Origin of the sequence: Streptomyces sp. NPDC001868 (assembly GCF_040297125.1) — a bacterium.
Lineage (GTDB): Bacteria > Actinomycetota > Actinomycetes > Streptomycetales > Streptomycetaceae > Streptomyces.
In genome coordinates this window covers 58,297-82,138 of the sequence record NZ_JBEOYO010000022.1, presented here as the reverse complement: position 1 = coordinate 82,138, position 23,842 = coordinate 58,297, and the positions used below count along the sequence as shown (strand labels likewise).

Below are 23,842 nucleotides of genomic sequence, written 5' to 3'. Positions count from 1 at the left end.
AGCCGCCACCGCCGCCGCAGGAGGACCCGCCGCCGCAGGACGAGCTGCCCCCGCACGCGGTTCCGCCGCCCCCGTGCGACGACCCGCCGTCCGCCCACCAGCTGCGCGAGCGGCGACGGGCCTGCCGCGAGCCGCGGCTGAGCCCCGACAGAATGCTGACCAGTGCGACCACGCCTATGAAGATGAGGAAGACCTCCATGACGGCACCTGCCTTTCGTTCCCCCCGTTGCAGGCCCCCCGTGGGCCGTGCGTGACGTGGGGATGCCCTGCCGTCTCACCGGCCAAAGCGGAGTTGAGGAAGTCCAGAGGTTCGGCGCAGGATGACGGCCATGACCTCCAGCTCAAGCCCCGCCCCCACCCCTCGCCCCGCGCTCAACCGGCGGCTCGCCGAGTTCGGGACGACGATCTTCGCCGAGATGTCGGCGCTCGCCCTGCGGACCGGGTCGATCAACCTGGGCCAGGGTTTCCCGGACACCGACGGCCCCGAGGAGATCCGCGAGGCCGCCGTACGGGCGCTGCGCGACGGCCGGGGCAACCAGTACCCGCCCGGCCCCGGCGTCCCCGAGCTGCGCACCGCGATCGTCGACCACCAGCGGCGGCGGTACGGGCTGACGTTCGACCCGGACACGGAGGTGCTGGTCACGGCGGGGGCCACGGAGGCCATCGCGGCCGCGCTGCTGGGGCTGCTGGAGCCCGGCGACGAGGTCGTCGCCCTGGAGCCGTACTACGACTCGTACGCGGCCTGTATCGCGATGGCGGGCGGGACGCGCGTACCGGTGACGCTACGGCCGTCCGAGGGATTCCGTGACGGAGTCGCGGACCGGCGTTTCCGGCTGGACCTCGACGAGCTGCGGGCCGCCGTCACCGACCGGACGCGGCTGCTGCTGATCAACACGCCGCACAACCCGACCGGCACCGTCCTCACCCGTGAGGAGCTGACGGCGATCGCCGAGCTGGCCGTGGAACGGGATCTGCTGGTGGTGACGGACGAGGTGTACGAGCACCTGGTCTTCGACGACGCCGAGCACCTGCCGCTGGCGTCCTTCCCCGGGATGCGGGAGCGGACCGTCACCATCGGGTCCGCGGGCAAGACGTTCTCGTTCACGGGGTGGAAGGTGGGCTGGGTGACGGCCGCGCCCGAGCTGGTGACGGCGGTGCGCTCGGCGAAGCAGTACCTCACCTATGTGGCGTCCGGGCCGTTCCAGTACGCCGTCGCCGAGGCGCTCGCGCTGCCGGACAGCTACTTCGACGGGTTCCGCGCGGACATGCGGGCCAAGCGGGACGTGCTGGCGGCGGGGCTGGCGGACGCCGGGTTCGAGGTGTTCCGGACGGCGGGCACGTACTTCATCACCACCGACATCCGTCCCCTCGGCGAGAGCGACGGCTTCGCCTTCTGCCGCGCGCTGCCCGAGCGGGCGGGCGTGGTGGCCATCCCGAACGCCGTGTTCTACGACCACCGCGAGGCCGGCGCGCCGTTCGTACGGTTCGCGTTCTGCAAGCGGGCGGAGGTGCTGGAGGAGGCGGCGAAGCGGCTGAAGGCGGCGTTCTGAGGCCGCTGCCGCTCGGCGTGGCCACCGGGGGCGGATGACCGCCGGTGGCCACGGAGGGGTGCGAGGGGGTGCCGGGGGGCGGTGCGGGGCGGTTACGCGTCGCCCTTGTCGCCCGTGGCGCCCCCGTCGCCCTCGTCGTCCTTGGGCTTGTCGGCCTCGTCGACGTCCTCGGCCAGGCCGAGCTGCTCGACGAGCCACTTGTCGAACTCGATGGCGGCGCGCACCCAGCTGACCGTCGACGAGACGAAGTGCTCCAGGCTGACGCCGGTGCCGATCAGCAGCTGGGCCTCGCCGATGAGGCGGACCGTGCCGTCGTCGTGGGTGTGGCTGTAGACCTTGGGCCACAGGGTGCGGCGGTTCCAGTCGTCGATGGTCTCCAGCAGCTGGGGCTTCTCGTCGATCTGGTGCGGGCGGTCGTAGAACGTGCGCACCGAGAAGACCTGCTGGTCACCCTCGCCACGGAACATGAAGTACGTACGGAATTCCTCCCACGGCGCCGCGAGGTCACCCTCGTCGTCGACGACGTACTTCAGCTCCATCTGGTCCAGGAGCTGCTTCACGAGGTCCTGATCCGGAACGACGGGGCCCGCCGGCCCTTGGGGCTGCGGCTCGGGCTGGCCCCCGAAGTTCGGAATCGAGGACGGGTCGATGCTCACCGTGATTTTCCCTTCGTACGGATTCCGCCATCCTCCCCCATGCGGGGCGGGGGGTGGCAACCCCCGCCCCGCGTGGTTCGTCGCCCTTGGCCGGATCCTCCGGGGGATTCAGCTACGAGCGTGGGCGGGAACCTTTCGGGTACCCCCGATCACGGCGTCTGCGCGCGGTGGGGCGGCCGGGCGCGGGAGAGCTCGGGGGTTCGGGTGCGTTGGCGGGTGCGGGTCCGTCGTGGTTGCTCGCGCAGTTCCCCGCGCCCCTGAAAAGCATGGGGCTGCGCCCCCTGCTTCTCAGGCCCGCAGGGGCCTGATCTTTTAGGGGCGCGGGGAACTGCGCGGCCAGCCCCCACGCACCCGCACCCGAAGTCACAGCCTCTTGCCGGAGGCCTCCGTCGGGGCGGGCCCCACGATCAGGCCCTCGGCCTCTCCGAACGTGTCCACCCGGACCGTGTCGCCGTCCTTGATCTCGCCGGAGAGGATCTCCTTGGCGAGGCGGTCGCCGATGGCGGTCTGGACGAGGCGGCGCAGGGGGCGCGCGCCGTAGGCCGGGTCGTTGCCCTCGTCGGCGAGCCAGGCCAGGGCCTCGGGGGTGATCTCCAGGGTGAGGCGGCGCTCGGCGAGCCGCTTGGCGAGCCGGTCGATCTGGAGCTTGGCGATGCGCTCCAGCTCCGCCTTGTCCAGCGCGGAGAAGACCACCAGGTCGTCCAGGCGGTTCAGGAACTCCGGCTTGAAGGAGGCCCGCACCACGTCCATGACCTGCCGCTTCTTCTCCTCCTCGGTGGTGACCGGGTCGACCAGGTACTGGCTGCCCAGGTTCGAGGTGAGGATCAGGATCGTGTTGCGGAAGTCGACCGTACGGCCCTGTCCGTCGGTGAGCCGGCCGTCGTCCAACACCTGGAGGAGGATGTCGAAGACCTCCGGGTGCGCCTTCTCCACCTCGTCCAGCAACACCACCGAGTAGGGACGACGTCGCACGGACTCCGTCAGCTGGCCGCCCTCCTCGTAGCCGATGTATCCGGGGGGCGCGCCGACGAGCCGGGCCACGCTGTGCTTCTCGCTGTACTCCGACATGTCGATGCGGATCATGGCCCGCTCGTCGTCGAAGAGGAAGTCGGCCAACGCCTTCGCGAGCTCCGTCTTGCCGACGCCCGTCGGGCCCAGGAAGACGAAGGAGCCGGTGGGGCGGTCCGGGTCGGCGATGCCCGCGCGGGAGCGTCGTACGGCGTCGCTGACCGCCCGTACGGCCTGGGTCTGGCCGATGAGGCGGCGGCCCAGCTCGTCCTCCATGCGGAGCAGCTTCTGGGTCTCGCCCTCCAGGAGGCGGCCCGCGGGGATGCCGGTCCAGGAGGCGACGACGTCGGCGATGTCGTCGGCGCCGACCTCGTCCTTGACCATGGTGTTCTTGGACGCGGCGGCCTCCTCCTCGGCCTCGGAGGCCTCCTCCAGCGCCCGCTCCAGTGTGGGGATCTCGCCGTAGAGGAGCTTGGAGGCGGTGTCGAAGTCGCCGTCGCGCTGGGCGCGTTCGGCCTGGCCGCGCAGCTCGTCGAGCTTCTCCTTGAGTTCACCGACGGCGTTGAGGGACTGCTTCTCCTTCTCCCAGCGGGCGGTGAGGCCCCGCAGCTCCTCCTCCTTGTCGGCGAGGTCGCGGCGCAGCTTCTCCAGGCGCTCGCGGGAGGCGGCGTCGGTCTCCTTGACGAGGGCCATCTCCTCCATGCGGAGCCGGTCCACGGACCGCTGGAGCTCGTCGATCTCGACGGGCGAGGAGTCGATCTCCATACGGAGCCGGGAGGCGGACTCGTCGACGAGGTCGATGGCCTTGTCGGGCAGGAAGCGGGAGGTGATGTACCGGTCGGAGAGGGTGGCGGCGGCGACCAGCGCCGCGTCCGCGATCACGACCTTGTGGTGGGCCTCGTAGCGGCCCTTGAGTCCGCGCAGGATCGCGATGGTGTCCTCGACGGTCGGCTCGGCGACCAGCACCTGCTGGAAGCGGCGCTCCAGCGCCGGGTCCTTCTCGATGCGCTCGCGGTACTCGTCGAGGGTGGTGGCGCCCACCATGCGCAGCTCGCCGCGGGCCAGCATCGGCTTCAGCATGTTGCCGGCGTCCATCGCGGAGTCGCCGCCGGCGCCCGCGCCGACGACCGTGTGCAGCTCGTCGATGAAGGTGATGATCTGGCCGTCGGAGTCCTTGATCTCCGCGAGGACCGTCTTCAGCCGCTCCTCGAACTCGCCCCGGTACTTCGCCCCGGCGACCATGGCGCCGAGGTCGAGCGAGACCAGCCGCTTGTTCTTGAGGGACTCCGGGACGTCGCCCTTGACGATCCGCTGGGCGAGCCCTTCGACGACGGCGGTCTTGCCGACACCCGGCTCACCGATCAGCACCGGGTTGTTCTTGGTCCGGCGGGACAGCACCTGCACCACGCGCCGAATTTCCTGGTCCCGGCCGATGACGGGATCGAGCTTCCCCTCCCGCGCGGCGGCGGTGAAGTCGGTCCCGAACTTCTCCAGGGCCTTGTACTGCCCCTCCGGATCGGCTGTGGTCACCCGGCGTCCTCCCCTTGCCTTCTGGAACGCCTCCTGCAACTTCCTGGCGTCCGCCCCCTGCCGGGAGAGTACGTCCCCGGCCTGGCCGCCCTTCTCGGCGATGCCGATCAGGAGGTGCTCGGTGGAGACGTACTCGTCGCCCAGCTCCTTCGCCTTGGCCTGGGCCTCGGCGACCACGCTCAGCAGCTCGCGGTTGGGCTGGGGCGGCGACACGGTGGCGCCGGTCACGCTGGGCAGGCCGGCCAGGATCCTCTCCGCGCCGGCGCGGACGGCGGCCTGGTCGGCGTCGACCGCGGCGAGCAGATCGGTGATGTTCTCGTTGTCCTGGCCCTGGAGCAGAGCCAGCAGCAGGTGGGCGGGGGTGAAGTCGGCGTGTCCCTCGGACACGGCCCGGTTGCTGGCCGCGTTGATCGCGTCCCGGCTCCTGTTGGTCAGCTCGGCGTCCACGTTCGCGTTTCCCTCCTTGCGTTCAGCCCTTGCGTCGGCCGTTGCGTCAGCCGTACGTCAGCCGTCGGTAACAGTGACTTTGGCAACGTGCACAAAGTTGAGTCTATTCCACTCAAGGTGGCGTCGGGAGGCTTCCCGGAGACCCGGGGACCGGGTAACCCGATTCCCCGCTAGATTCCAGGACCGTGAGCACCTATCGAGTGGACCCCGGAGCCCCCGACGCCGCGTACCTCGCCTTCTGGCGGGAGCGCCACCTCTGCACCCTGACCACCCTGCGCGCCGACGGCAGCCCCCATGTGGTGCCCGTCGGAGTCACATACGATCCCGAGGCCCGTCTCGCTCGGGTGATCACCCGTACGGGGAGCGCGAAGGCACGCCATGTGCGCGCCGCGGGGGACGCGGGCGCCCGGGTCGCGGTGTGCCAGCTGGAGGGCCCGCGCTGGGCCACGCTGGAGGGGCTCGCCCGGATCCACGAGGACCGGGAGCGGGTCGCGGAGGCGGAGCGGCGGTACGCGGAGCGCTACGGCAGACAGCCGCGGCCCAATCCGCTGCGCGTCGTGATCGAGATCGAACTGACGGGGGCGCTGGGGCGCGGCTGACGGGCGAGGGGGCCGGGCCGACGAAGGCCGAGGGGAGTCAATGCGGGCTGACGGTGACCGTCCGCTTCCGGTTGACCTTTTTTCAGACAGATGAGCGGGCGGGTCGGCCCGTGCCGATACCGGTGGACATCGGGAAATGTCCCCGTAAACCTGCAGCGGCGTCACCGTGTTCAGGTCACGGTGACGCCGCTGCCGGGGGGAAGCGCCTGAGCGATTTGAAACGACGGGGGAATCGCTTCAGGCACTGCGGGGGGTGGCTGATACGGCCGTGGAGGCCGGGGTCTCCGGCTCGGCGAGCCGGTGGTCGCGCTGGTCGAGATTGACGAAGACCATCCCGTACCGAACGGCACACCGCACTGGCTGCGGCGCGCCGCGCGGTCGCCGCAGACACCGGTACGCCCGGATGTCCTCGTCCTCGTCCCGGGTCACCACCACCGGTTCGCCGAACACGGTCACCATCAACGAGTCACCGCTGTGGGGGATGGCGGTGGCCAGGTCGATGAAGTGCCAACCGGAGCGGTAGGCGGTGGCCATCTCGCGCCGGAAAGAACGGTCGTCGGGAGGAGTGGTCATCGGTCAGCCCCAGCTACTGTCGGCCGGCAGCGCGGGCGTCACACCCCAGCTGCTGTCGTGTTCGTCGCTGGCAGCAGCGGAAATGTGCACCGAACCCCGGCTACCGTCGGTCCGGTCATCACCCTTCGCACCAGCAAGGCCACTCAGAGTCCCGAAGGCCACAACGGCGGAGAAGGCGGCGACAAGCACCGAGCGAAGCATTCTGTTACGCATAGTCGGCTTCGTCCTCACTTGAAGGTCCCCTCTTCCCCCGTCGAATACGACGATGGCGCATTCGGGCACGTCATGGCCACACAATCGATGCATCATGTTCCTGCATGTTCAGGACCCTGGGGGGTGGAGATTTGGTGATAAGTGGGACTAATACGACACATCCCCATGCGGTGACCGAACTGTGCGAGGAGGGCAGTCGTGTCTACGCCGCCGCCCTGCGGACAGGTCGCATCGCCCGTGCGGAGGTCGGGTCCGCCCCCTGCCTGGTGGAGTTCGGTCTGCTGCATCCTGACCTCGACGACGCGAGCTGGCTGCGTCCGGTACCCCCGTCGGTCGCCCTGGCTCAGCGGCTCAACCCGATCGAGCAGGAAATCACCGATCGAAGACAACTCTCCATTCAACTGGCCAATGTGTTCGAGCCGTTCATGGCCATGAGCGCCCAGGCCACCGCGGCCGACCATGCGATCACGGTGCTGGAGGGGCTCGACCGCATCAACGCGGCGCTCGATCTGGCCACGGTCCAGTGCCAGGTGGAGATGCTCACGGTGCAGCCGAGCGGCCGCCGCCTCGAGCACATTCTCAAGCAGGGCCTGGAACGCGACAGGGCCCTGACCGACCGGGGAGTGCGGATCCGGACCCTTTACCAGCACACGGCTCGGTACAGCCCCGAGACACAGGCGTACGTCGATCAGTTCTCCAACGACAAGGTGGAGTACCGCACCATCGATGAACTCGTCGAGCGGCTGATCATCTGCGACGAGACCGTGGCGTTCATCCCGACGCGCGATGACCGGCAGGTGGCACTGGAGCTTCGCCATCCCGGCCTCGTCCGCTATCTGATCAAGGTGTTCGAGTTCATGTGGGGGCGCTCGGTCCCCCTGAACGCCGGTGCCCGCTACGAGACGGCCCCCGACGGCATCACGGAGATCCAGCACTCCATCGCCAAGCTCCTCGTCGAAGGCCACGTCGACGAGGCCATAGCGCGCCGCCTCGGCATGAACGTCCGCACGTGCCGCGCCCACATCGCCAAGCTGGCCACGGCGCTGGGCAGCGGCAGCAGGGCTCAGCTGGGCTACCTCATCGCCCAGTCGGGGATGCTGGAGCAGGAGAGCTGACGGTCGGGGGAAGGGAGCCGCAGGTGACCGCGGACGCCCACGGGCACGGCCCCGACCAACTGGGCCGGGCCGGCACCGAGTCGTACGCGCGGGCGCTGAAGGAGGGGGACGTACCCGCCGAGGACGCCGCAGCGGCACCGTGCCTGATCGCAGCGGTCCACATCGCCAAGCTCGCCGCGCTGCCGGGCAGTGGGAGCAGGGCGCAGTTGGGCTGTCTCATCGGGCGGTCGGGGATTCTGGAGCGGGAACCGGGACCGTAGGGGAGGGCAGGGCGGGGAGGTCGTCCGGTGGGGTGGCGCGGGGCGGGCCGTCGAGGCCGGCCTCGGCGATGCGGACGCCCAGCTGCGTACGGCTGGCCGCGCCGAGCCGTTCGGAGAGGCGGGCGATGTGGGCCCGGCAGGTGCGGACGCTGATGCCGAGGCGCTCGGCGACGACGGCGTCCTGGTGCCCCTCCGCCAGCAGTGCCGCGATGGACCGCTCCCGGTGGGTGATGCCCGCGACCCCGGTCGAGGGGAGGGACACGGCCAGGGGGACGGCGAGCCGCCAGAGCCGTTCGAAGACGGTGACCAGGTACTCCACCAGCGCCGGGTGACGGATCTCCAGGGCCATGGTCCGGTCGGGGTTCGCGGGGATGAAGGCCACCGTGCGGTCGAAGACGATGAGGCGCTCCACGACCTCGTCCAGGGTGCGGGCCTCCGCCGACTCCCCCATCATCTCCATGTAGTTGTGCAGGCCCTGCCCGTGCCGGGCCACATGCGTGTACAGGTCCCGCATCCGCACACCCCGCCGGCACATCGCCAGCGCCCGGTGCAGTCCCTCGCGCAGCTCGTCCTCGCGCCGGATGCCGCCCGGCTGCACGGTCAGCACCTCGGTCGTACAGCGGTCGGTGGCCTCGTCGATCGCCGCCCGGATCCGGGCCAGCCCGTCGAGCACCCGGATCGCCGTGCTCTCCGCCGGATGCGGCGCCCGGGAGCTGCCGAGCCCGGCATACCACTCGACGGCGTCGACCGCCGCGCCCATCCGGGCCTGACTGGCGCTGACCTCCGCGTGGACGCCGCGCAGCAGCCGCGTCATGACCTCTTGCGGGGAGGTGGGCACCAGCCAGCCCATGTCGTCGGGGTCGGGGTGCAGCAGGGCGAGTTCGAGCAGGCAGGGCACGGCGTCGGCGTCCGCGCGCGGGACGCGGCCCCGCCGTACGGCTCTGGAGTACACGCGGTCCCCTGCGGCGCAGAGCCGGTCGGCACCGTGTGGGTGTTCCTCGGTCGCGTACCCGGCCATCACCCAATTCACCCCCGGTTCCAGCCTCTTCGGAGCGCAACTATGCGCGGCCCGCACCGGCACCGCAACACGGCTCCGCCATGTTTCCGTCCCGATGACTCCCGCTTCGCCCGCCTTTCTCCACCCCTCAGGCAGTGCGCTCTGCAACAAGCTGAAGTCGGCGCGGACGGCGGGCGCGCGGACGGCGGGCGCCCGCACCCGTCACGGGGCGGGACTCCCGGGGCGGATACGGCACCGTCGGACACCGTCTGGACGGGGAACCGTCGACTCCCCCGCCCGGCCGTACTTCAAACCCTCCGTTTCCGCAGGTCGCGATCGCCCCCGCAAGGCGCCGGAAACGCACCGGTGATCGGTGTGTTACGCAGCGCACTTACCGTCGGGCCATGGCGGACATATTTGACGCGTACGCGTTGGCCGACGCGTGGGACGAGATGTTTGAGCGGCCGGGTGAGGTCAGGACCGCCTATGAGCCGGTACTGGCGGCGCTCCAGCCCATCGAGCCGGGTGAACTGCGCTTCAGGGCCGACCAGATGGCCCGCGCGTTCACCGACCGGGGTGTGACGTACGCCTTCGCGGGCGAGGAGAGACCCTGGCCGCTGGACCTGGTGCCGCGCATCCTGGACGCCCTGGAGTGGGATCTCATCCAGCGCGGGGTGGCCCAGCGGGTACGGGCGCTGGAGGCGTACCTCGCGGACGCGTACGGGCCGTGCCGGGCCTTCGAGGACGGGGTCGTGCCCTGGCGCCTGCTCCTCAACTCGCCCCACTTCCACCGCGCCGCGCACGGGGTGGAGCCGCCGGGCGGGGTCCGTATCCATGTCGCCGGCATCGACCTCGTGCGGGACGAGGTGGGTGACTTCCGGGTGCTGGAGGACAACGTCCGGGTGCCGTCCGGGGTGTCGTACGTCATCGAGAACCGGCGTGCCATGACCCGGGTGTTCCCCTCCCTCTTCGCCGAGCAGCACGTGGTGCCGGTGGACGGGTACGCGCAGAAGCTGCTCGCCGCGCTACGGGCCGCCGCGCCCGGCGGCATCGGCGACCCGCGCGTCGTCGTGCTCACCCCCGGCCCCAGCAACGCCGCCTACTTCGAACACGCCCTGCTGGCCCGGCTGATGGGTGTGCAGCTGGTCGAGGGGCACGACCTGGTGTGCCGGGGCAACCGGGTGTGGATGCGGACGACACGCGGCGAGATGCCCGTCCACGTCGTATACCGGCGCCTCGACGACGACTTCCTCGATCCGCTCCACTTCCGGCCCGACTCGGTGATCGGCTGCCCGGGAATCATGGGCGCCGCGATGGCGGGGAACGTGACGCTCGCCAACGCGGTGGGCAACGGCATCGCGGACGACAAGCTGCTGTACACGTACGTCCCGGATCTCATCCGCTACTACCTCTCCGAAGAACCGATTCTCCCGAATGTCGAGTCCTTCCGGCCCGACGAACCCGGGCAGTTGGAGGCCGTCCTCGACCAGATCGACCAGCTGGTGATCAAGCCGGTCGACGGGGCCGGCGGGCAGGGCATCGTCATCGGGCCGAAGGCCGACCGGGAGACGCTGGAGCGCACCCGGGAGGCGGTGGCGGCCGATCCGCGCGGCTGGATCGCGCAGCGGCCGGTGGCGCTGTCCACCTCCCCCACCCTCGCGGGCGAACGGATGGCCCCGCGCCACATCGACCTGCGGCCCTTCGCCGTGAACGACGGCAGCGGGGTGTGGGTGCTGCCCGGCGGACTGACCCGGGTCGCCCTCCAGGAGGGCAACCTCATCGTCAACTCCAGCCAGGGCGGCGGCTCCAAGGACACCTGGGTACTCGCCGAGGGGCCCGCCGAGCAGCGGTACGAGGAGCCCGGCGGCCCGCTGCCGGAGAAGGCACCGCGCCAGCTCGGACCCGACGGCACCCGCACGGTCGTACAGGAAGGGGCGCAGCAGCAGTGAACGACGTGATCCTCTCCCGGATAGCCGAGGCCCTGACCTGGACGGGCCGCTACGTGGAGCGGGCCGACGCCACCGGCCGCATCCTCGACGCCTACCTGCACCGCCTCCTCGAAGACCCCTGGCGCGACGAGGACGCGGCCTGCCGCTCGCTGTACGCGATCCTCGGCGTCGACGCGGGCGACCAGCACTGCGACATGCAGCAGGTGCTGGACCAGCTGGCCTTCGACGCCCGCTCGACGGGGTCGATCGAGGGCGCGCTCGGGGCGGCCCGGCTCAACGCCCGCAGCGCCCGCGAGGCCGTCTCCTCCGAGATGTGGGAGTGCCTCAACTCCACCTGGCACGCGCTCGCCGACCAGCGCACGGCCGCGCGCCGCACGGGCGGCCCGTACGCCTATCTGGAGCTCGTACGCCGGCGCGCGGCCCTCTTCTTCGGGCTCGCGGACTCCACCATGAGCCGGGACGACAGCTGGCGTTTCGTGGTGCTGGGCCGCAGCCTGGAGCGGGTGGACATGACCGTACGGCTGCTGTCGGTACGGGTGCTGGACGCGGCGCACGCGCCCGACTGGCCGACCCTGCTGAGCGCGAGCGGCGCCGACGAGGCGTACGCGCGGGTGTACGGCGGCTTCGGCGACAGCCCCAGGGTCGCCGAGTTCCTGCTCCTGGACCGGGACTTCCCGCGCTCGGCGCTGCACGCGCTGACCACGGCGGAGGAGTGCCTGGCCGCGCTCGGCCGCCCCCGCCAGGACCCGGCCCGCCGGCCGATCGGCGCCCTGCGCACCCATCTCGAATACCTCGACTCCGAGTCCCTGGAAGCCGGACTGCCCACGCTGCTGCGCGATCTGCAGCAGGCGTGCATGGCCTCGGCGGAGGCGGTCGCCGAGAAGTTCTTCCCGTACCAAGGCCCCGTCGAGTGGGCCCAGGAAGGCGCGTGAGCAGTCCCATGACACCCCTGACACCCCCGATCCCCGTCGCGAAGGCGACCCGGCGCCTACGCATCCGGCACACCACCCGCGTCGCGTACGCGCAGCCCGCGGCCTCGTCCCACAACGAGGTCCGGATGACCCCGCTGACGCTCCCGGGCCAGACGACCCTGGACGCCCGCGTCCTGGTGAACCCGTCCACCCCCACCTGGTCGTACTGGGACTACTGGGGCACCCAGGTCACCGGCTTCGACCTGATCGAGCCCCACTCCGACCTGACGATCACCGCGACCAGCCTGGTGGAGACGGCTCCGCCGGAGCCGCCCCCGGCCGCCCCGGACTGGGCGGACGTCCACCGCGCGACCGCCGACTCCCGCCTCCTGGAGTACCTGGGCGCGACCGGCCGTACGACGCTGCCGGCCGCGCTCCTCGACCGGGCCCGGGAGGCGTCCGCCGGGCTCGATGTGCACGGGACGGCGGTCGCGGTGTCGTCGATGGTCGCCGACCATGTCGCGTACGTGCCGGGCGCGACCGGCGTCCACACCAGCGCGGCGGAGGCGTGGGACCAGGGCGCCGGCGTCTGCCAGGACATCGCCCACCTCACCCTCGGCATGCTCCGCGGCCTCGGTCTGCCCGCCCGCTATGTCTCCGGCTACCTCCACCCCGAACGCGAGGCCGAACTCCACCGCCCCGTCGCCGGCCAGAGCCACGCCTGGATCGAGTACTGGGCCGGCGACTGGACCGGCTACGACCCCACCAACCGCGTCCCCGCCGACGAGTCCCACGTCGTCGTCGGCCGAGGCCGCGACTACGACGACGTGACCCCGCACAAGGGCATCTACCGGGGGGTGGCCGGGGGGCCGCCGGAGGTGACGATCGAGTTCACGCGGGTGGGCTGAGGGATCGGGACGGACGTCGGGCCGAGAAAGCCGAGAAAGCCGAGAAAGGCGGGGCCGTGCCGCTCGCGCGGTACGGCCCCGAGGGGTTGCGGGATGGCCGAGGGCTGGTCCGGCCAGAGGACCGTGGGACAGGCGGGGGCTGGGGTCGGCTAGTTCAGCTTGGCCGCGGCGCAGGCGGACTTGAAGGACGAGGTGCAGATCTGCTTGACGGTGTAGATGCCGTCGGCGACGACCGTGTCCTCGATGTTGGCCTTGGTCAGCGCGACCGGGGGCACCAGCTGGGCCGGGATCTTCTTGGTGGTCGGGGAGTCGACGCTGTCCTTGGCGAGAGCGTCGAACTCGATGGAGCGGCCCTGGACCTTGGCGACGGCCATCTCGGCGGCGGCGCTCGCCTGCAGCGGGAACGACTTGTACACGGTCATGTACTGATCGCCCACGAGGATGCGCTGCACGGCGTCCAGGTCGGCGTCCTGCCCGGTGACCGGCGGCACCTTGGAGACACCGGCGGTCTTCAGCACGTCGATGACGGCACCGGCGATACCGTCGTTCGCGGCGTAGACGGCGTCGATGTTGTCGACGCCGAGCTTCTCGACGGCCTGCTCCATGTTCGCCTTGGCGACGACCGGGTCCCAGTCCTTGGTGTCGAACGACTCGGAGATCGTCACCTTGTCCTGGAGCTCGGAGAGCGCGCCGTCCTTGAACATGGCGGCGTTCGGGTCGGCGGGGGACCCGTTCATCATGACGATCTTGTTGGCGGCGCTGTCGCCCAGGTCCTCCACCAGCGAGCGGCCCTGCACCTGGCCGACCAGCTCGTTGTCGAAGGAGACATAGCCGTCGATCGGGCCCTCGGCCAGCCGGTCGTAGGCGATGACCGGGATGCCCGCGTCGTCCGCCGTCTGCACGGCGGGCGCGATCTTCTTGGAGTCCACGGCGTCGACGATGATGATGTCGACCTTGTCGGCCACCATCTGTTCCAGCTGGGTGTTCTGGGTCTCCGGGTCCTTCTCCGCGTTGGCGTACTTGGTGACGCCCTTGTTGTCCGTGAGCTCGGCGATCTTCTTCTTGATGTTCGGGTAGTCGAACTGCTCGTACCGCTTGGTGTCCTTGTCGGGGAACAGCACGCCCACCGTGATGTCGTCACCCTTCGTAGGGCTCGCCTCCGCGCTGTCGCCGACGTCCACGACCCCGCAGGCGGCGAGGGAGACGGCCGCGGCCGAGGCGGCGAGGGCGGTGGCGGTACGGCGCAGAGCGGTGGTGCGACGACGTATACGAATGCCGGGGATATTGCGAGGGGTGTTGCTGGTGGTACGGGCGTTCACATCAAGGGCCTTCCGGGCGTGGGTGCAGCAACTGCGACCCAGGTGGCTGAAAGCCAACGCGGTGATCACCTCAGCGTCAAGGACTAATCACTTAACGAGATGACAACAGCCTTGTGTGGTCTCGGTGTGAAGAGGGTAAAGCAAAGGGCCCCCGCTGTCGCCGCTCGGCCTTCACGTGACACGAGCCAACGGCTGCCGCCGAACACCGTCCGTGACCAACGGGCGCCGTGCCGCCGGGTGTTGGGGAGGTGGGCGGGTTTCTGGCGGTGTCTGGCGGTGGTGGCCGGGGGCGGCTGGGCGGGGTCGCCGAGGGTGGCAGTGGGCGGCAGGTCAGGGGGGTGACCGCCGCCTCGCCCAGCGGCGCCCTCGGGCGGCTTTCGACGAGGGCGGCCGGGTCGGCGGGGGTCGGGGGTGTCTCCGTACGCGGGGTGCCGGCCTTCTGGTTCGGTCGGTGGGAGGGGTGGGGGTGGGTGGTGGACCTCACGTGTGGGGGGCGACTGACGGGGACGGCCAGGGGGGCGGGCGAGGGGGCAGCCGGGGTGGGCGGAAGGGTGCCTGTGGTGCCGGTGGTGCCGGTGGTGCCGGTGGTGCCGGTGGTGCCGGTGGTGCCGGTGGTGCCGGTGGTGTCAGCCGCCCGCCGTGGGCCGTCCGCCACCGCTGTCTGCCACCCGCCACCCGCCGTCTGCCGTCCGCCACCACCGTCTGCCGTCTGCCGTCCGCTATCTGCCGCGCCGGTGGGGGTCGGGGGTGCTCGGCCCCGGCGGAGGGGTTGCCCGGCCGGGGGCGGGGCGCGGTCCCTGTGCCTGGCTCTGTGTCTGTCCCCGTGTCTGTCCCTGCCCCGGGATCTGTCGTGGGGTCTGTGGCGGGGGCTGTGACGGTGTCTGTGGCGAGGTGGTGGGCCCGCTGGAGCGTGGGGTGCTGCGGGAGCGTGCGGCTGCGGCCGAGGGGGACGGTGAGGGGGACGCAGAGGCGGAGGGCGACGCCGAGGGGGCTGTCGGTGGTGAGGGCGAGGTCGCGGTGGGGGGCAGCTGGGCCGCCGCGGTCGGGGTCAGCAGGGGGCGGGCCTGGTCCTCGATGCGGGTGAGGCGGCCCGGCCACTCGGGGCCCAGTGTCCGGGCGGTCTCGCGCAGACGCAGCTGGGTGGTGACGAAGGAGTCGCTCTCGACCGGCGTCCAGGGGCGGGCGCGCTCCGTGGCGAGGGCCCGGCGCAGGTCGGGCGGGCCGGTCCAGTGGCCGGTGTCGTCGAGGGAGTTGCTGTAGCGGGGCTTGCTCTCGCCCCGGCGGTAGACGCTCACGAGGTCGGCGAGGGCGCCCCGGTCGACGCGGTCGGCGAGTTCGAGGATGCCGGCGTAGGACTCGTCGGCGTTGGACTGCACGGTCAGCCGCCCCTGGCCCCGGTCGGCGAGCTGCTCGAAGTACCGGTTGACGATGCCCTGGTCGCTCATCGCCTGTGGCACGCCCATGAACAGGGCCTCGACACGGGCGCCGGAGTCCCGGTAGGCCCGCATCTTCTCCTCCACGGCCGCCGCGTTCTGCGAGGTCTCCTGGATGATCGCGTGCAGCCCGTGCTCACGGACGTACGCCTCCGCCTGCGCCATCCAGGCCCGTCCGTCGGCCCGGGTGTAGGCGGCCATCAGGGTGTCGTCCTCGGCCATCAGCCGGGCGTACGCGGGGTGGTAGGGCTTGTAGAGGTCGCTGTCGACGTCCGCGAAGCCGCCGTGCCGGTCGAGCACCCCGGCCACCATTTCGGTGACCCGGCTCTTGCCGGCGCCGGGCTGGCCGATCAGGAAGACCACGGTGGGCGTCTCCTGCCCGAAGCGGCCCTCCAGGAGGTCGGGGACGATCCGCTCGCGGAAGATCCGCCGGTTCTCGACGTCGGAGAGACGGTGCCGCTCGACCTCGGCGGGGTCGATGACACGGGAGGGGCCGGGGGCGCTGACAGGGGCGGGTGGGGTGGGCGCGTGCGCGGGTGCGGTGGGCCCGGGTGGAGCCGGGCGGGGCTGGTGTTCGGCCGGGTCGGTCATGTGAGGTCCGCCAGGACCTCACGGGCGAGCCGGGCGTAGTGCGCGCGGGCCTCGGCGATCTGCTCCCGGTCGGCCGAGCGCAGCCGCTCGCGCTCCTTCGCCAGCCGCCCCTGCGCGGCGCGCGCGGCCCCGATGACGGCGGCGTCGGGGGCGTCCTTGGCCTCCTCCGCCGCGATCAGCGCGCTGTAGGCGCCGACCGCGCCGTTCACGGCCTCGATGGCCGCCTCGTACGCCGCGGTCTCCTCGTTCGACCAGTCGTGCGACTCCAGATCATGGGTCACCGAGATGCCGCTGCCGCGCGCGACGTTCCGCGGAGCACCCTGCGCGGTGTCCTGTGGAGCGTCATGTGGAGCGCCCTGCGGAATGTTCCGTGGAGCGCCGTATGGGTCGCCCTGCGGGGTGTCCCGTGCGGTCATGTGTCCCTCCGGTGTCCCGGTTCCAGTGGTCATTGTGGGGGACGGTGGAGGAGGGGAACGGGGTTCCCGCGAAGTCGGGAGGCCGGCGGCGTGAGGGGCCGGCGGCTCAGCCCCCGGTCGCCCACGTCCGCAGCAGGGCCTCCCGCTCCTCGCGTCGCGGGGTTCCCCCGGCGGCGTGGGCGCGGCCCCACTCCGCGAGGGTGTCGACCTCCGCCGTACCCGCCACCAGGCGCTCCAGCAGGGCGACGGAGAGGTCGTACTCGGACTGGACGTAGCCGCCGAGGGAGGCGGCCAGCTGTGCGTTCAGTTCGACGGTCCTGTCGGCGGTCTCCAGGTGCACCTCGAACGCGGCAGCGGCATCACCGCCCCCCGCGACGGCGCTGAGGGCGAGGTCGACGGCCGTGGTGGCGAGCAGTCGGGCGCCGGACCGGATCCGTACGTACCGCACGGCGACCGACCGGATCTCCGACCAGCCCCACACGGCGCTCTGTTCGGTCCCGAGCCCCTCCACCCAGTCCCGCGTCAGACGCACCCCACACCCGTACCCCTCCGGCCGCGCCCCGACGTACACCCCACCGTCCTCGGCGATCCAGAACAGCCCGACCATGGCCATGAGTGCCTCCCCAACCGGCGACCTACGCGTTTCCCCTGGTGAGACGCGGCACGAACGCCGATGGTTCAGCGGCCCAGCGCCGTCCGCGGGGTCATCCCGTGCCGGACGCGCAGGCGCCGTATCTCCCACAGGGGAGAGGGGAGGGCGAGACGATCTCGCCGCGCAGTGCCTCGACCATGAGCCGGGGCACCCCCCTTTCCAGAGCGATGAGAACGGCACGGCCGATCAGGAGGCTCTCCAGTTTGTCGAGAAGGGGATGGGGGCGGGATGGGATGGGATCAAGGACGTCGAGTCGCCTTCGGCTTTCGCTCCATGCTCACCGAACAACCTGCTCGCACCGATTCCGCCTTCACCGGTTCCCTAAAGCGTGGTGTGAGAATGTGAGTTACTTGATCAGTCGTGAAGGGGAGCCGGGATGAGCGGCCAGATGCAGCTAGCCGACGCTTACGACATCGTGTACTCGGCGGCGGCACGGATGATGTGGATGCAGAAGAGCCGTGTATGGCGCCTGGAGAGCCCCGGGGGCGGGTGGCCGGAGGAACGCCGGGAGGCGTGGCGGGAGTTGGAGGCGGCACTGACCGTCTCCGAGGGGCCCGCGCCACAGGCCGGCGAACCGTCCGACCCCGTACGTCATTTGATCTCCCGTCGGGCCGCGGGCCCTGTCGACCGGCCGATCACCTTCGCGGAGGCGGTCGCCGAGTGGACGGCCCGGATGGTCGAGGATCCGGGTCCTTACGAGTCCCGGACGGAGCCCTATCCGGACGACTACCTGGTGCCGGGGCAGGCGGTGGTCGTTCCGGAGAGCCACATGGTGGTGCTGACGGGCCCGCTCGATGACTTGGTCCACCGACTGGCGCCGGGGCGGCCGCCGGTGACGATCACCGGGGACACGGCGGAGTTGAGTCGCCTTCTGCACAACGCGGCCGACGAACTGCGGGAGGCGACCGGCGCGGCCGTGCCGACCCCGCAGCCGGTCGGTACGGTCAGCGTGGCGCGGGTGCCGCACCGACCCTCCGATGTCGACGACTTGCAGGCACGATACGAAGCCATGTCCCGGGCGGCCTGGCGGGCGTCGGAGAACATTCCCACCGTGGAGGAAATGCGGGAATCCATGGATTTCGCGGTGAATCCCGAAATGGCCAAAGCCGCCCAGGTGCTTCAGAGCCTCCTGGCCGGAAGGTCCGGTGAGTTCTGGCGGGAACGGCACGAGTTGATCGATCCGCGCGTGCACTCGGTCGCAGGAGTGGACTGGCCTGAGGGCCGACCGGTTGCCGAGCCGGTCGCGGCGGAGGCCGACGGTTTCGCCCACAGTGTGGCGCTGGGGCGGAAGCCGAGGCCTCCACAGCCCGGCGAGCGCCGCGTCTTCCGCGAGAAGGGAAACCCGGATCACGTCGTCATCTCCGCCGTTCGCGCGGGAATCCTGGCGGAGATTCTGGACGAGTACTCCGCGAGAGTCCACCCGGGCGCCCAGTCCGGCTGGATGCACTTCTCCGCCTACGACCTGACGGACTTCATCTCCGAGGGAATCGGCCGCGAGTTGCGAGAAACCTACGGCTTCTGACACGGACAACGTGATGGCTGAGGAATTCGGGGGAACCGATGTCTGAAGAGCGGTACAACATTCTCGTCGTGTCCGACAACAGCGGCAGAGGCGAAGGGGGTGCGGAGGTATTCAATCAGGAGTTGTCCGAGGCTCTCGCTCGTCGGCACAATGTCACGCTGTTCACGGCCAACTCCCAAATGCCCCAGCATGACGGCATACAGAGGGTGGTGCAGACAGACCCGCCCCTGATCGATCCCGGGCCCGAGGCCGAAGGCGAACCGAAGCCGATGGAGCGGCGGGACTGGCTGACACAGCTCGCCGGCCAGGACCCGGAGCAATACGGACTGGAAGACCCGGCGACCAGGCCGTACGACATCATCATCGGGCACTCGCGCTTCTCCGGGCCGGCCGCTGCCGGGCTGCGCGAGAACTGGTACCAGGACGCACGTCTGGTGCACTTCCTGCATACAAGCCCCGAGCGACTTCCGTTCGTGAGGGACCTGACTCCCGAAGAGGCTGAAGCCAAGGCGGCCAGGGACTCCGCGATCGAACGTGGTCTGATGGAGCGTTCGGACGTGGTGGCCGGAGTCGGCCCGCTCCTGGCAGAGGCGAGCAGGGACCTTTCCGCGCAGGGCGTGAGTATGCCGCACTCCCACGAATTCGTTCCGGGCACCAAGATCTACGACCCGGTCCAGCACGACCCCGCACCGGACAGGCTGAACCTCTTGGTCATGGGGAGGGTGAACGACCCCCTCAAGGGTGTGAGGGACGCCGCAGAGGCAGTGGCCCAACTGAATGCGGCGGGTGTTCCCGTCCATCTCACCGTCCGCGGTGTTCCGGACGATGTGCTGGAACACGAGACGGCGCAGCTCATGAAGTTCAGCGGTGGAAACGTCACGGTGAAGGGCCGTACGAGCAATCTGGACGAGCTCAACGAAGACATCAGAGCCGCCCACGCGATGATCATGCCCTCGAAGCACGAGGGCTTCGGCATGGTGGCGTCCGAGGGCTTGGGCCACGGCGTCCCGGTTCTGGTCAACGAGGAGAGCGGCGCCGCGCGGTTCCTCCAGGATCCCGATCGGTTCCCGCCGGAGATCGGCGGGGCGTGCGTCGTGGCCGAGCCGACGGATGGCAGTACCCGTGCCGACACGTGGATGAAGGCGATCGCCAGACTGAGCCAGGACCTCCCCCAGCGCCAGGCCGGCGCACTCCGCATACGCGAGATCTTGCAGCAGTACACCTGGGAGCACGCCGCCGAGGCCACCGTCCAGGCCGCGATGGAGCAGACACCTCTGCCGCAGCGGGACCCCAGGAATCTGCTCACCGCGCAGGAGCGGGACCTGGTCCGCACCGTACAGGGGCCGAACGGGCAGTTGCTCAGGCCCGACGCGCCGGAACAGGCGCCGCCGACGCCGGAGCGGCCGGGCCCCGAGATCGGTGCGTGGCGTGACGGGCCCGGGCAGGAGAATCAGCCACCCGGGGCTCCCACGCCCGTGTGGCAGGCGGGCCTGGCACAGAACCGGACCGGCGTCGAGAGCCCCCGAGGCGCCGCCCCGCCGGACAGCCAGGTGCCCCTGTGGCAGGTGGGCCTGCCACAGCAGCAGGCCGGCGTCGAGAGCCCCCGAGGCGCCGCTCCGTCCGACAGCCAGACCCCCTTGTGGCAGGTGGGCGTGTCCCAGGATCCGCCCGCCCCGGCCCGCGGTACGGGAGAGAGCGAACCGGGACGAACAGGCGGAGCGCAGCAGGCGCCGCCCGACCTCTCGGGTCCCCGGGGCGGCGGAATCGAGGTATGAGAGGCACGACAGGTGAGGCCGGGGCAGCATGACCGCCCCGCCCCGCCCTCACCCGTAGCCGGGCGGCGGATCTTCAGGGCACGCATGGTCGGACGAAACGGTCCGGGCCGGGAACACCAGGTCGGCGTTCCCGGCCCGGACCGCTCGGCGCGCACCGGAGTCGTGCTCAGCGCGCCCCGGGGTCGTACTTGCGCAGTGACTCCTGGACCTCGCGGGCGTGCGGGCCCTCCCACCACGGGATGGTCTCGACGAGGACCGGCTTGGTGCCGGAGGCGAGGACGAGGGCGCGGCCCGGGGGCATGGCGCCGAGGTCGGAGACGCCGAGGACGCGTTGGCGGCTGACGGACTCGCTGACCGTGCGGTTGCCGCTCCAGCCACCGAACTCCGACTCACGGCTCGCCTGGTACTCGCGCTGGTCGTACTCGCCGGCCAGCTCGCTGAGGTCGCCCAGGAAGCGGGTGTCGGAGACGCCGCCGCCGTAGACCCGGATGTTCGCGGCGGACCACAGCTTCTCCATGCCGCGCTCGCCCCACACCTCGATGCCCTGGGCCCAGGACTGGAGGATGGTCATGAGGATGATGCCGCGCGAGCCGTAGTGGGAGTACAGGTCGGGCAGGGTGCGCCAGCGGCAGACGTTCGCGGCCTCGTCGAGGACGCCGACGAGCGGGAGTGCGAGACGGCCGCCGCGCTGCGTGGTGGCGTACTCCTCGGCCGCCTCGACGACGGCGACGGTGAGCGCGGTGACGAGCGGTCCGGCGGAGTCCCGGCCCTCGCGGGAGAGGGAGTACAGGGTGCCGCCGGTGCGGACGAACGCGTGCGGGTCGAACTCGGGCGCGTTCGGGTCGGCGGGCGGGGTCACCCAGCGGTTGACCTCGGGGTTGATCAGGCAGGACGCCATCTGCTGGGCGACGCCGTAGATGCCGCTGCGCTGCTTGTCGGGGGCGGTGAGGACACCGTTGAGGCCGTCGGCGGCCATGGTGTGCCCGGAGCCGCGCAGGATCCGCTCCGGGGTGTCGTCCTTGGGGTTGGACAGCCAGGTGTAGATCTGCGTGATCGGCATCTTGCCGCAGGCGGCGGCGAGGAGGAGGTTGGCGAGCAGGTCCTGGCCGGCCGGGTCGAAGAAGGCGTCCGTGGAGGCGTTGGCGTCCCGCGATCCGCTGGCGAAGTGGTCGGCCATCTTGCGGGCCTTGGCGACATCGGTGACGTACGACAGCGGGTTCCACCACCAGCTGGGTGTCTCGGCGGCGACCTGCTGCGGGTCGAAGACCCAGACGGGGCCGCGGGCGGAGCGGGGGCCCCGGGTGGAGTCGACGATGTCCCGTTTGTTGGAGGTGACGAGGACGGCGCCGGGTCCGTCGAGGATGGCGGGGACGGCCCGGCGGGTCGTCTTTCCGGTCCTGGGGCCCCAGATGTCGACGTGCATGTCCTCGTACGAACCGAACAGCGGCTGGCGGCCCTTGACGGACCGTCCGATGAAGACGCCCGGGGTCTGCGCCTTCACCCCGAGCCGCTCGGCCGTGGCCGCCGCGCCCTTCATCGTCAGCTTGCCCAACTCCTCACCCTTGGCGAGGTGTTGGGCCGCCCCGTCCACCTTGGGCTTCTTCCTGAACCGCTGGACCACCCGGTACGCGCCGGTCCCCAGGATGCCGAGCACTACGGCCTCAGCTGCGGCGACGGCACTGGCCGGGGAGCCCGGCCAGCTGTAGTCGCCCTTGACCAGGTCGACGACGAACGTCAGCGGGTTCGACGCCGGGGCCGGCGCGTCCGCGAACGGCGCGCCGATCTTCGCCGCGAGCCAGGCCCCGACGACACCCAGGAGCACGATCGCGACCACGATGACGATCTCGATCGTCCAGTCGTCCTCGGCGCGGGGCTTCTTCTGCTGTTCTGCGGTCACCCGCGGGTCCGTCCTTTCTGGGGGTGGGGGTCGGGGCTGCGGTCGCCCCGGCGCCTGCGGCGTCTACGGCTTCTCTTCCGCGACTACTGCCTGTCTTCCGGGGCGAAGACGAAGAGGTCCGTCTGCGCCAGCACCGCGTAGCCGTCAGTCGTGAACTGGAGGGGTTCGGCGTCCGCGGTCAGGTTGGCGACAGGATCCGGGGCGAGGTCGGAGGCCAGGACCTTCTTGGTCTTCAGCTCCAACGCGGTGATCCCCATGGTGTCGACGGAGGCGTAGAGGACGCCCCCGGCGGTCAGCCCCAGGGGCGTGATGATGTGCTCGTCCTCCTCCTGCCGCCACAGCTCGGCGCCCGTCTCCGTGTTCCAGGCGACCGCACCGCCACCGAACTGGGTGACCACGGTGCCGCCGTCCGGCGACAGGACGGTGCTGCCCCAGCCACGGGACTTCTGGTCGAGATCCTGCGCCGGCCCTTCGGCGATCAGCCGACCGGTCCTGAGTTCGACGACGGTCAGGATCTCGTCGTCCGCGTCGTCGCCCGGCTGCTCCCAGGCGAGGATGCCCTTGTCGTCGGTGAGCGGGAGGAGTCGCACCTTCAGATCGTCGGAGTCCTCGACATCGGTGAGGGCGGCCGGGCGGTCGACATCCTCCAGGTTCCACAGTTCCTTGCCGGTGAGGCGGTCGCTGACGGACAGCCGGCTGCCGCTCCCGTCGACCACGGACCAGGTCGAGACGGCGCGGTAGCCGAACCCGGCACCCAGCGGCGCCTGATCGAGGCCGCGGTCGCGGACCTCGACGGGGGCACCGCCGCCGATGGGGGTGTACGTGTCGCTCTTGTACGCCTCCTTCGTCAGCAGATGGCCCGCCTCGACGGTCAGAACGGAGCCGTCCTCACCGCTGAGGGTGGAGCTGCCCAGTTCCTTCCCGGACGGCGCGTACATGGTGTACGTCGTGGTGATCGAGGCCTTCTTCAGACCGTCGCCCTCGACCACGTCACCGGAGACGACCAGGAGGGCCGGGGAGCCGTCCTTCCACTCGGAGATCTGCATGAACTGGTCCAGGGAACGGTCGCGACCGCCCTGCCACTCGGCCGGGACCGTGACATCGACGGTCCGGCGGACCTCGCCGGTCGCCGGGTCGTAGAGGCGGGCTCGGAAGCGGCTCTCCGTCGCCTCCGCCTGGGACGACTCCGACAGGTCCTCCGTCAGGACCACGGCGTCCCCGAGCACACAGGTCTGCGCGTCGAAGTTGACGACCTCGGTGGCGGCGGCCTCGGCCGGGTCGTCGGCGCAACCCTTGAGACCTCGGCCGTTCACACTCCATGCCGGTTCCGCGGACAGGCCGGGCAGTTCGGCGCCCTCGTAGGCCGGGCCCGTCCCCTTCTTCGCGGAGGAGGACGCCTTGGGCTTCGCCTCGCCGGTGGCGTCCGCGTCCTCCGGATCGGTGTTCCCGCCACAGGCGGTGACGAGCCCGAGGGACAGGATCGTCCCGGCGACAAGGAACGTACGGGTCTTCGTCAACTTG

Annotated in this window: 19 protein-coding genes; 9 read left to right on the top strand and 10 right to left on the bottom strand. The window is 70.9% G+C overall.

All coding sequences use genetic code 11. The features are described 5' to 3' along the window. Window positions 1-320: 320 nt before the first annotated feature. Complete coding sequence (locus tag ABT147_RS25025; protein ID WP_351409829.1) at window positions 321-1,550, top strand: pyridoxal phosphate-dependent aminotransferase; 1,230 nt, start codon at window positions 321-323, stop codon at window positions 1,548-1,550. Between the two features lie 92 nt (window positions 1,551-1,642). Here ABT147_RS25025 and ABT147_RS25020 read toward each other — a convergent pair whose 3' ends face one another. Both ABT147_RS25020 and clpB read right to left on the bottom strand, forming a co-directional pair. Continuing rightward, window positions 1,643-2,206 (bottom strand): type III secretion system chaperone family protein, encoded by a 564-nt coding sequence (locus tag ABT147_RS25020; protein WP_351409827.1) that lies wholly within the window; start codon window positions 2,204-2,206, stop codon window positions 1,643-1,645. Between the two features lie 363 nt (window positions 2,207-2,569). After that, window positions 2,570-5,191: an ATP-dependent chaperone ClpB gene (gene clpB / locus ABT147_RS25015; protein WP_351409824.1), complete on the bottom strand. Its 2,622-nt coding sequence runs from the start codon at window positions 5,189-5,191 to the stop codon at window positions 2,570-2,572. 185 nt (window positions 5,192-5,376) lie between these two features. Here clpB and ABT147_RS25010 point away from each other — a divergent pair, with 185 nt between their 5' ends. Beyond that, entirely contained in the window at window positions 5,377-5,790 is a 414-nt protein-coding gene (locus tag ABT147_RS25010; RefSeq protein WP_351409822.1) for a pyridoxamine 5'-phosphate oxidase family protein, read from the top strand. 237 nt (window positions 5,791-6,027) lie between these two features. On the opposite strand, the gene ABT147_RS25005 is transcribed toward ABT147_RS25010, so the two are convergent. After that, window positions 6,028-6,363, bottom strand: coding sequence for a Rieske (2Fe-2S) protein (locus ABT147_RS25005; protein WP_037702762.1), 336 nt, complete (start codon window positions 6,361-6,363; stop codon window positions 6,028-6,030). Window positions 6,364-6,680: 317 nt separating this feature from the next. Here ABT147_RS25005 and ABT147_RS24995 point away from each other — a divergent pair, with 317 nt between their 5' ends. Together ABT147_RS24995 and ABT147_RS47380 are read left to right on the top strand one after the other, a co-directional pair. Next, on the top strand, window positions 6,681-7,691 hold the full coding sequence (locus ABT147_RS24995) for a helix-turn-helix transcriptional regulator (RefSeq protein ID WP_351409819.1): 1,011 nt from the start codon (window positions 6,681-6,683) through the stop codon (window positions 7,689-7,691). A gap of 23 nt (window positions 7,692-7,714) precedes the next feature. Continuing rightward, on the top strand, window positions 7,715-7,951 hold the full coding sequence (locus ABT147_RS47380) for a hypothetical protein (RefSeq protein WP_502983152.1): 237 nt from the start codon (window positions 7,715-7,717) through the stop codon (window positions 7,949-7,951). Here ABT147_RS47380 and ABT147_RS24985 read toward each other — a convergent pair. Further along, window positions 7,908-8,969 (bottom strand): helix-turn-helix transcriptional regulator, encoded by a 1,062-nt coding sequence (locus ABT147_RS24985; protein ID WP_351409816.1) that lies wholly within the window; start codon window positions 8,967-8,969, stop codon window positions 7,908-7,910. The two genes, ABT147_RS47380 and ABT147_RS24985, sit on opposite strands and share 44 nt — an antisense overlap. A 383-nt stretch (window positions 8,970-9,352) precedes the next feature. Between ABT147_RS24985 and ABT147_RS24980 the strand changes: the two genes are divergently transcribed. The 3 genes from ABT147_RS24980 to ABT147_RS24970 are packed head-to-tail and all read left to right on the top strand — an operon-like array spanning window position 9,353 to window position 12,716. Next, window positions 9,353-10,897, top strand: a complete 1,545-nt coding sequence (locus ABT147_RS24980) for a circularly permuted type 2 ATP-grasp protein (RefSeq protein ID WP_351409814.1) — start codon at window positions 9,353-9,355, stop codon at window positions 10,895-10,897. Beyond that, complete coding sequence (locus tag ABT147_RS24975; RefSeq protein ID WP_351409812.1) at window positions 10,894-11,829, top strand: alpha-E domain-containing protein; 936 nt, start codon at window positions 10,894-10,896, stop codon at window positions 11,827-11,829. Before ABT147_RS24980 ends, ABT147_RS24975 begins: the two co-directional genes overlap by 4 nt. Window positions 11,830-11,837: 8 nt before the next feature. Continuing rightward, on the top strand, window positions 11,838-12,716 hold the full coding sequence (locus tag ABT147_RS24970; RefSeq protein WP_351409966.1) for a transglutaminase family protein: 879 nt from the start codon (window positions 11,838-11,840) through the stop codon (window positions 12,714-12,716). Window positions 12,717-12,865: 149 nt separating this feature from the next. Here the strand turns inward: ABT147_RS24970 and ABT147_RS24965 are convergent, their stop codons facing one another. The 4 genes from ABT147_RS24965 to ABT147_RS24950 form a co-directional block, all read right to left on the bottom strand. Then, window positions 12,866-14,035, bottom strand: coding sequence for a sugar ABC transporter substrate-binding protein (locus ABT147_RS24965; protein WP_351409810.1), 1,170 nt, complete (start codon window positions 14,033-14,035; stop codon window positions 12,866-12,868). A gap of 719 nt (window positions 14,036-14,754) precedes the next feature. Then, entirely contained in the window at window positions 14,755-16,059 is a 1,305-nt protein-coding gene (locus tag ABT147_RS24960; protein ID WP_351409808.1) for a zeta toxin family protein, read from the bottom strand. Next, window positions 16,056-16,475: a hypothetical protein gene (locus tag ABT147_RS24955; protein ID WP_351409806.1), complete on the bottom strand. Its 420-nt coding sequence runs from the start codon at window positions 16,473-16,475 to the stop codon at window positions 16,056-16,058. The genes ABT147_RS24960 and ABT147_RS24955 overlap by 4 nt, the downstream gene beginning before the upstream one ends. Before the next feature lie 106 nt (window positions 16,476-16,581). After that, window positions 16,582-17,088: a hypothetical protein gene (locus ABT147_RS24950; protein WP_351409803.1), complete on the bottom strand. Its 507-nt coding sequence runs from the start codon at window positions 17,086-17,088 to the stop codon at window positions 16,582-16,584. Between the two features lie 415 nt (window positions 17,089-17,503). Here ABT147_RS24950 and ABT147_RS24945 point away from each other — a divergent pair, with 415 nt between their 5' ends. Together ABT147_RS24945 and ABT147_RS24940 are read left to right on the top strand one after the other, a co-directional pair. Next, window positions 17,504-18,649, top strand: coding sequence for a hypothetical protein (locus tag ABT147_RS24945; protein ID WP_351409801.1), 1,146 nt, complete (start codon window positions 17,504-17,506; stop codon window positions 18,647-18,649). A gap of 38 nt (window positions 18,650-18,687) precedes the next feature. Next, window positions 18,688-20,424, top strand: coding sequence for a glycosyltransferase (locus tag ABT147_RS24940; RefSeq protein WP_351409799.1), 1,737 nt, complete (start codon window positions 18,688-18,690; stop codon window positions 20,422-20,424). A gap of 166 nt (window positions 20,425-20,590) precedes the next feature. Here ABT147_RS24940 and ABT147_RS24935 read toward each other — a convergent pair whose 3' ends face one another. Next, window positions 20,591-22,321, bottom strand: coding sequence for a type IV secretory system conjugative DNA transfer family protein (locus ABT147_RS24935; RefSeq protein WP_351409797.1), 1,731 nt, complete (start codon window positions 22,319-22,321; stop codon window positions 20,591-20,593). Window positions 22,322-22,404: 83 nt separating this feature from the next. Next, a complete protein-coding gene (locus ABT147_RS24930; RefSeq protein ID WP_351409794.1) occupies window positions 22,405-23,838 on the bottom strand; it encodes an outer membrane protein assembly factor BamB family protein in 1,434 nt (477 codons plus the stop codon). Between the last annotated feature and the right edge of the window lie 4 nt (window positions 23,839-23,842).

What these genes read in the sequence shown, in the direction of transcription:
- ABT147_RS24945 (WP_351409801.1), top strand. Translation starts at nt 17,504, where the DNA reads ATGAGCGGCCAGATGCAGCTAGCCGACGCTTACGACATCGTGTACTCG.
- ABT147_RS24970 (WP_351409966.1), top strand. Translation starts at nt 11,838, where the DNA reads ATGACACCCCTGACACCCCCGATCCCCGTCGCGAAGGCGACCCGGCGC.
- ABT147_RS24960 (WP_351409808.1), bottom strand. Translation starts at nt 16,059, where the DNA reads ATGACCGACCCGGCCGAACACCAGCCCCGCCCGGCTCCACCCGGGCCC.
- ABT147_RS24995 (WP_351409819.1), top strand. Translation starts at nt 6,681, where the DNA reads ATGTTCAGGACCCTGGGGGGTGGAGATTTGGTGATAAGTGGGACTAAT.
- ABT147_RS24955 (WP_351409806.1), bottom strand. Translation starts at nt 16,475, where the DNA reads ATGACCGCACGGGACACCCCGCAGGGCGACCCATACGGCGCTCCACGG.
- ABT147_RS24980 (WP_351409814.1), top strand. Translation starts at nt 9,353, where the DNA reads ATGGCGGACATATTTGACGCGTACGCGTTGGCCGACGCGTGGGACGAG.
- ABT147_RS25005 (WP_037702762.1), bottom strand. Translation starts at nt 6,363, where the DNA reads ATGACCACTCCTCCCGACGACCGTTCTTTCCGGCGCGAGATGGCCACC.
- ABT147_RS25025 (WP_351409829.1), top strand. Translation starts at nt 321, where the DNA reads ATGACGGCCATGACCTCCAGCTCAAGCCCCGCCCCCACCCCTCGCCCC.
- ABT147_RS24985 (WP_351409816.1), bottom strand. Translation starts at nt 8,969, where the DNA reads ATGGCCGGGTACGCGACCGAGGAACACCCACACGGTGCCGACCGGCTC.
- ABT147_RS24950 (WP_351409803.1), bottom strand. Translation starts at nt 17,088, where the DNA reads ATGGCCATGGTCGGGCTGTTCTGGATCGCCGAGGACGGTGGGGTGTAC.
- ABT147_RS24940 (WP_351409799.1), top strand. Translation starts at nt 18,688, where the DNA reads ATGTCTGAAGAGCGGTACAACATTCTCGTCGTGTCCGACAACAGCGGC.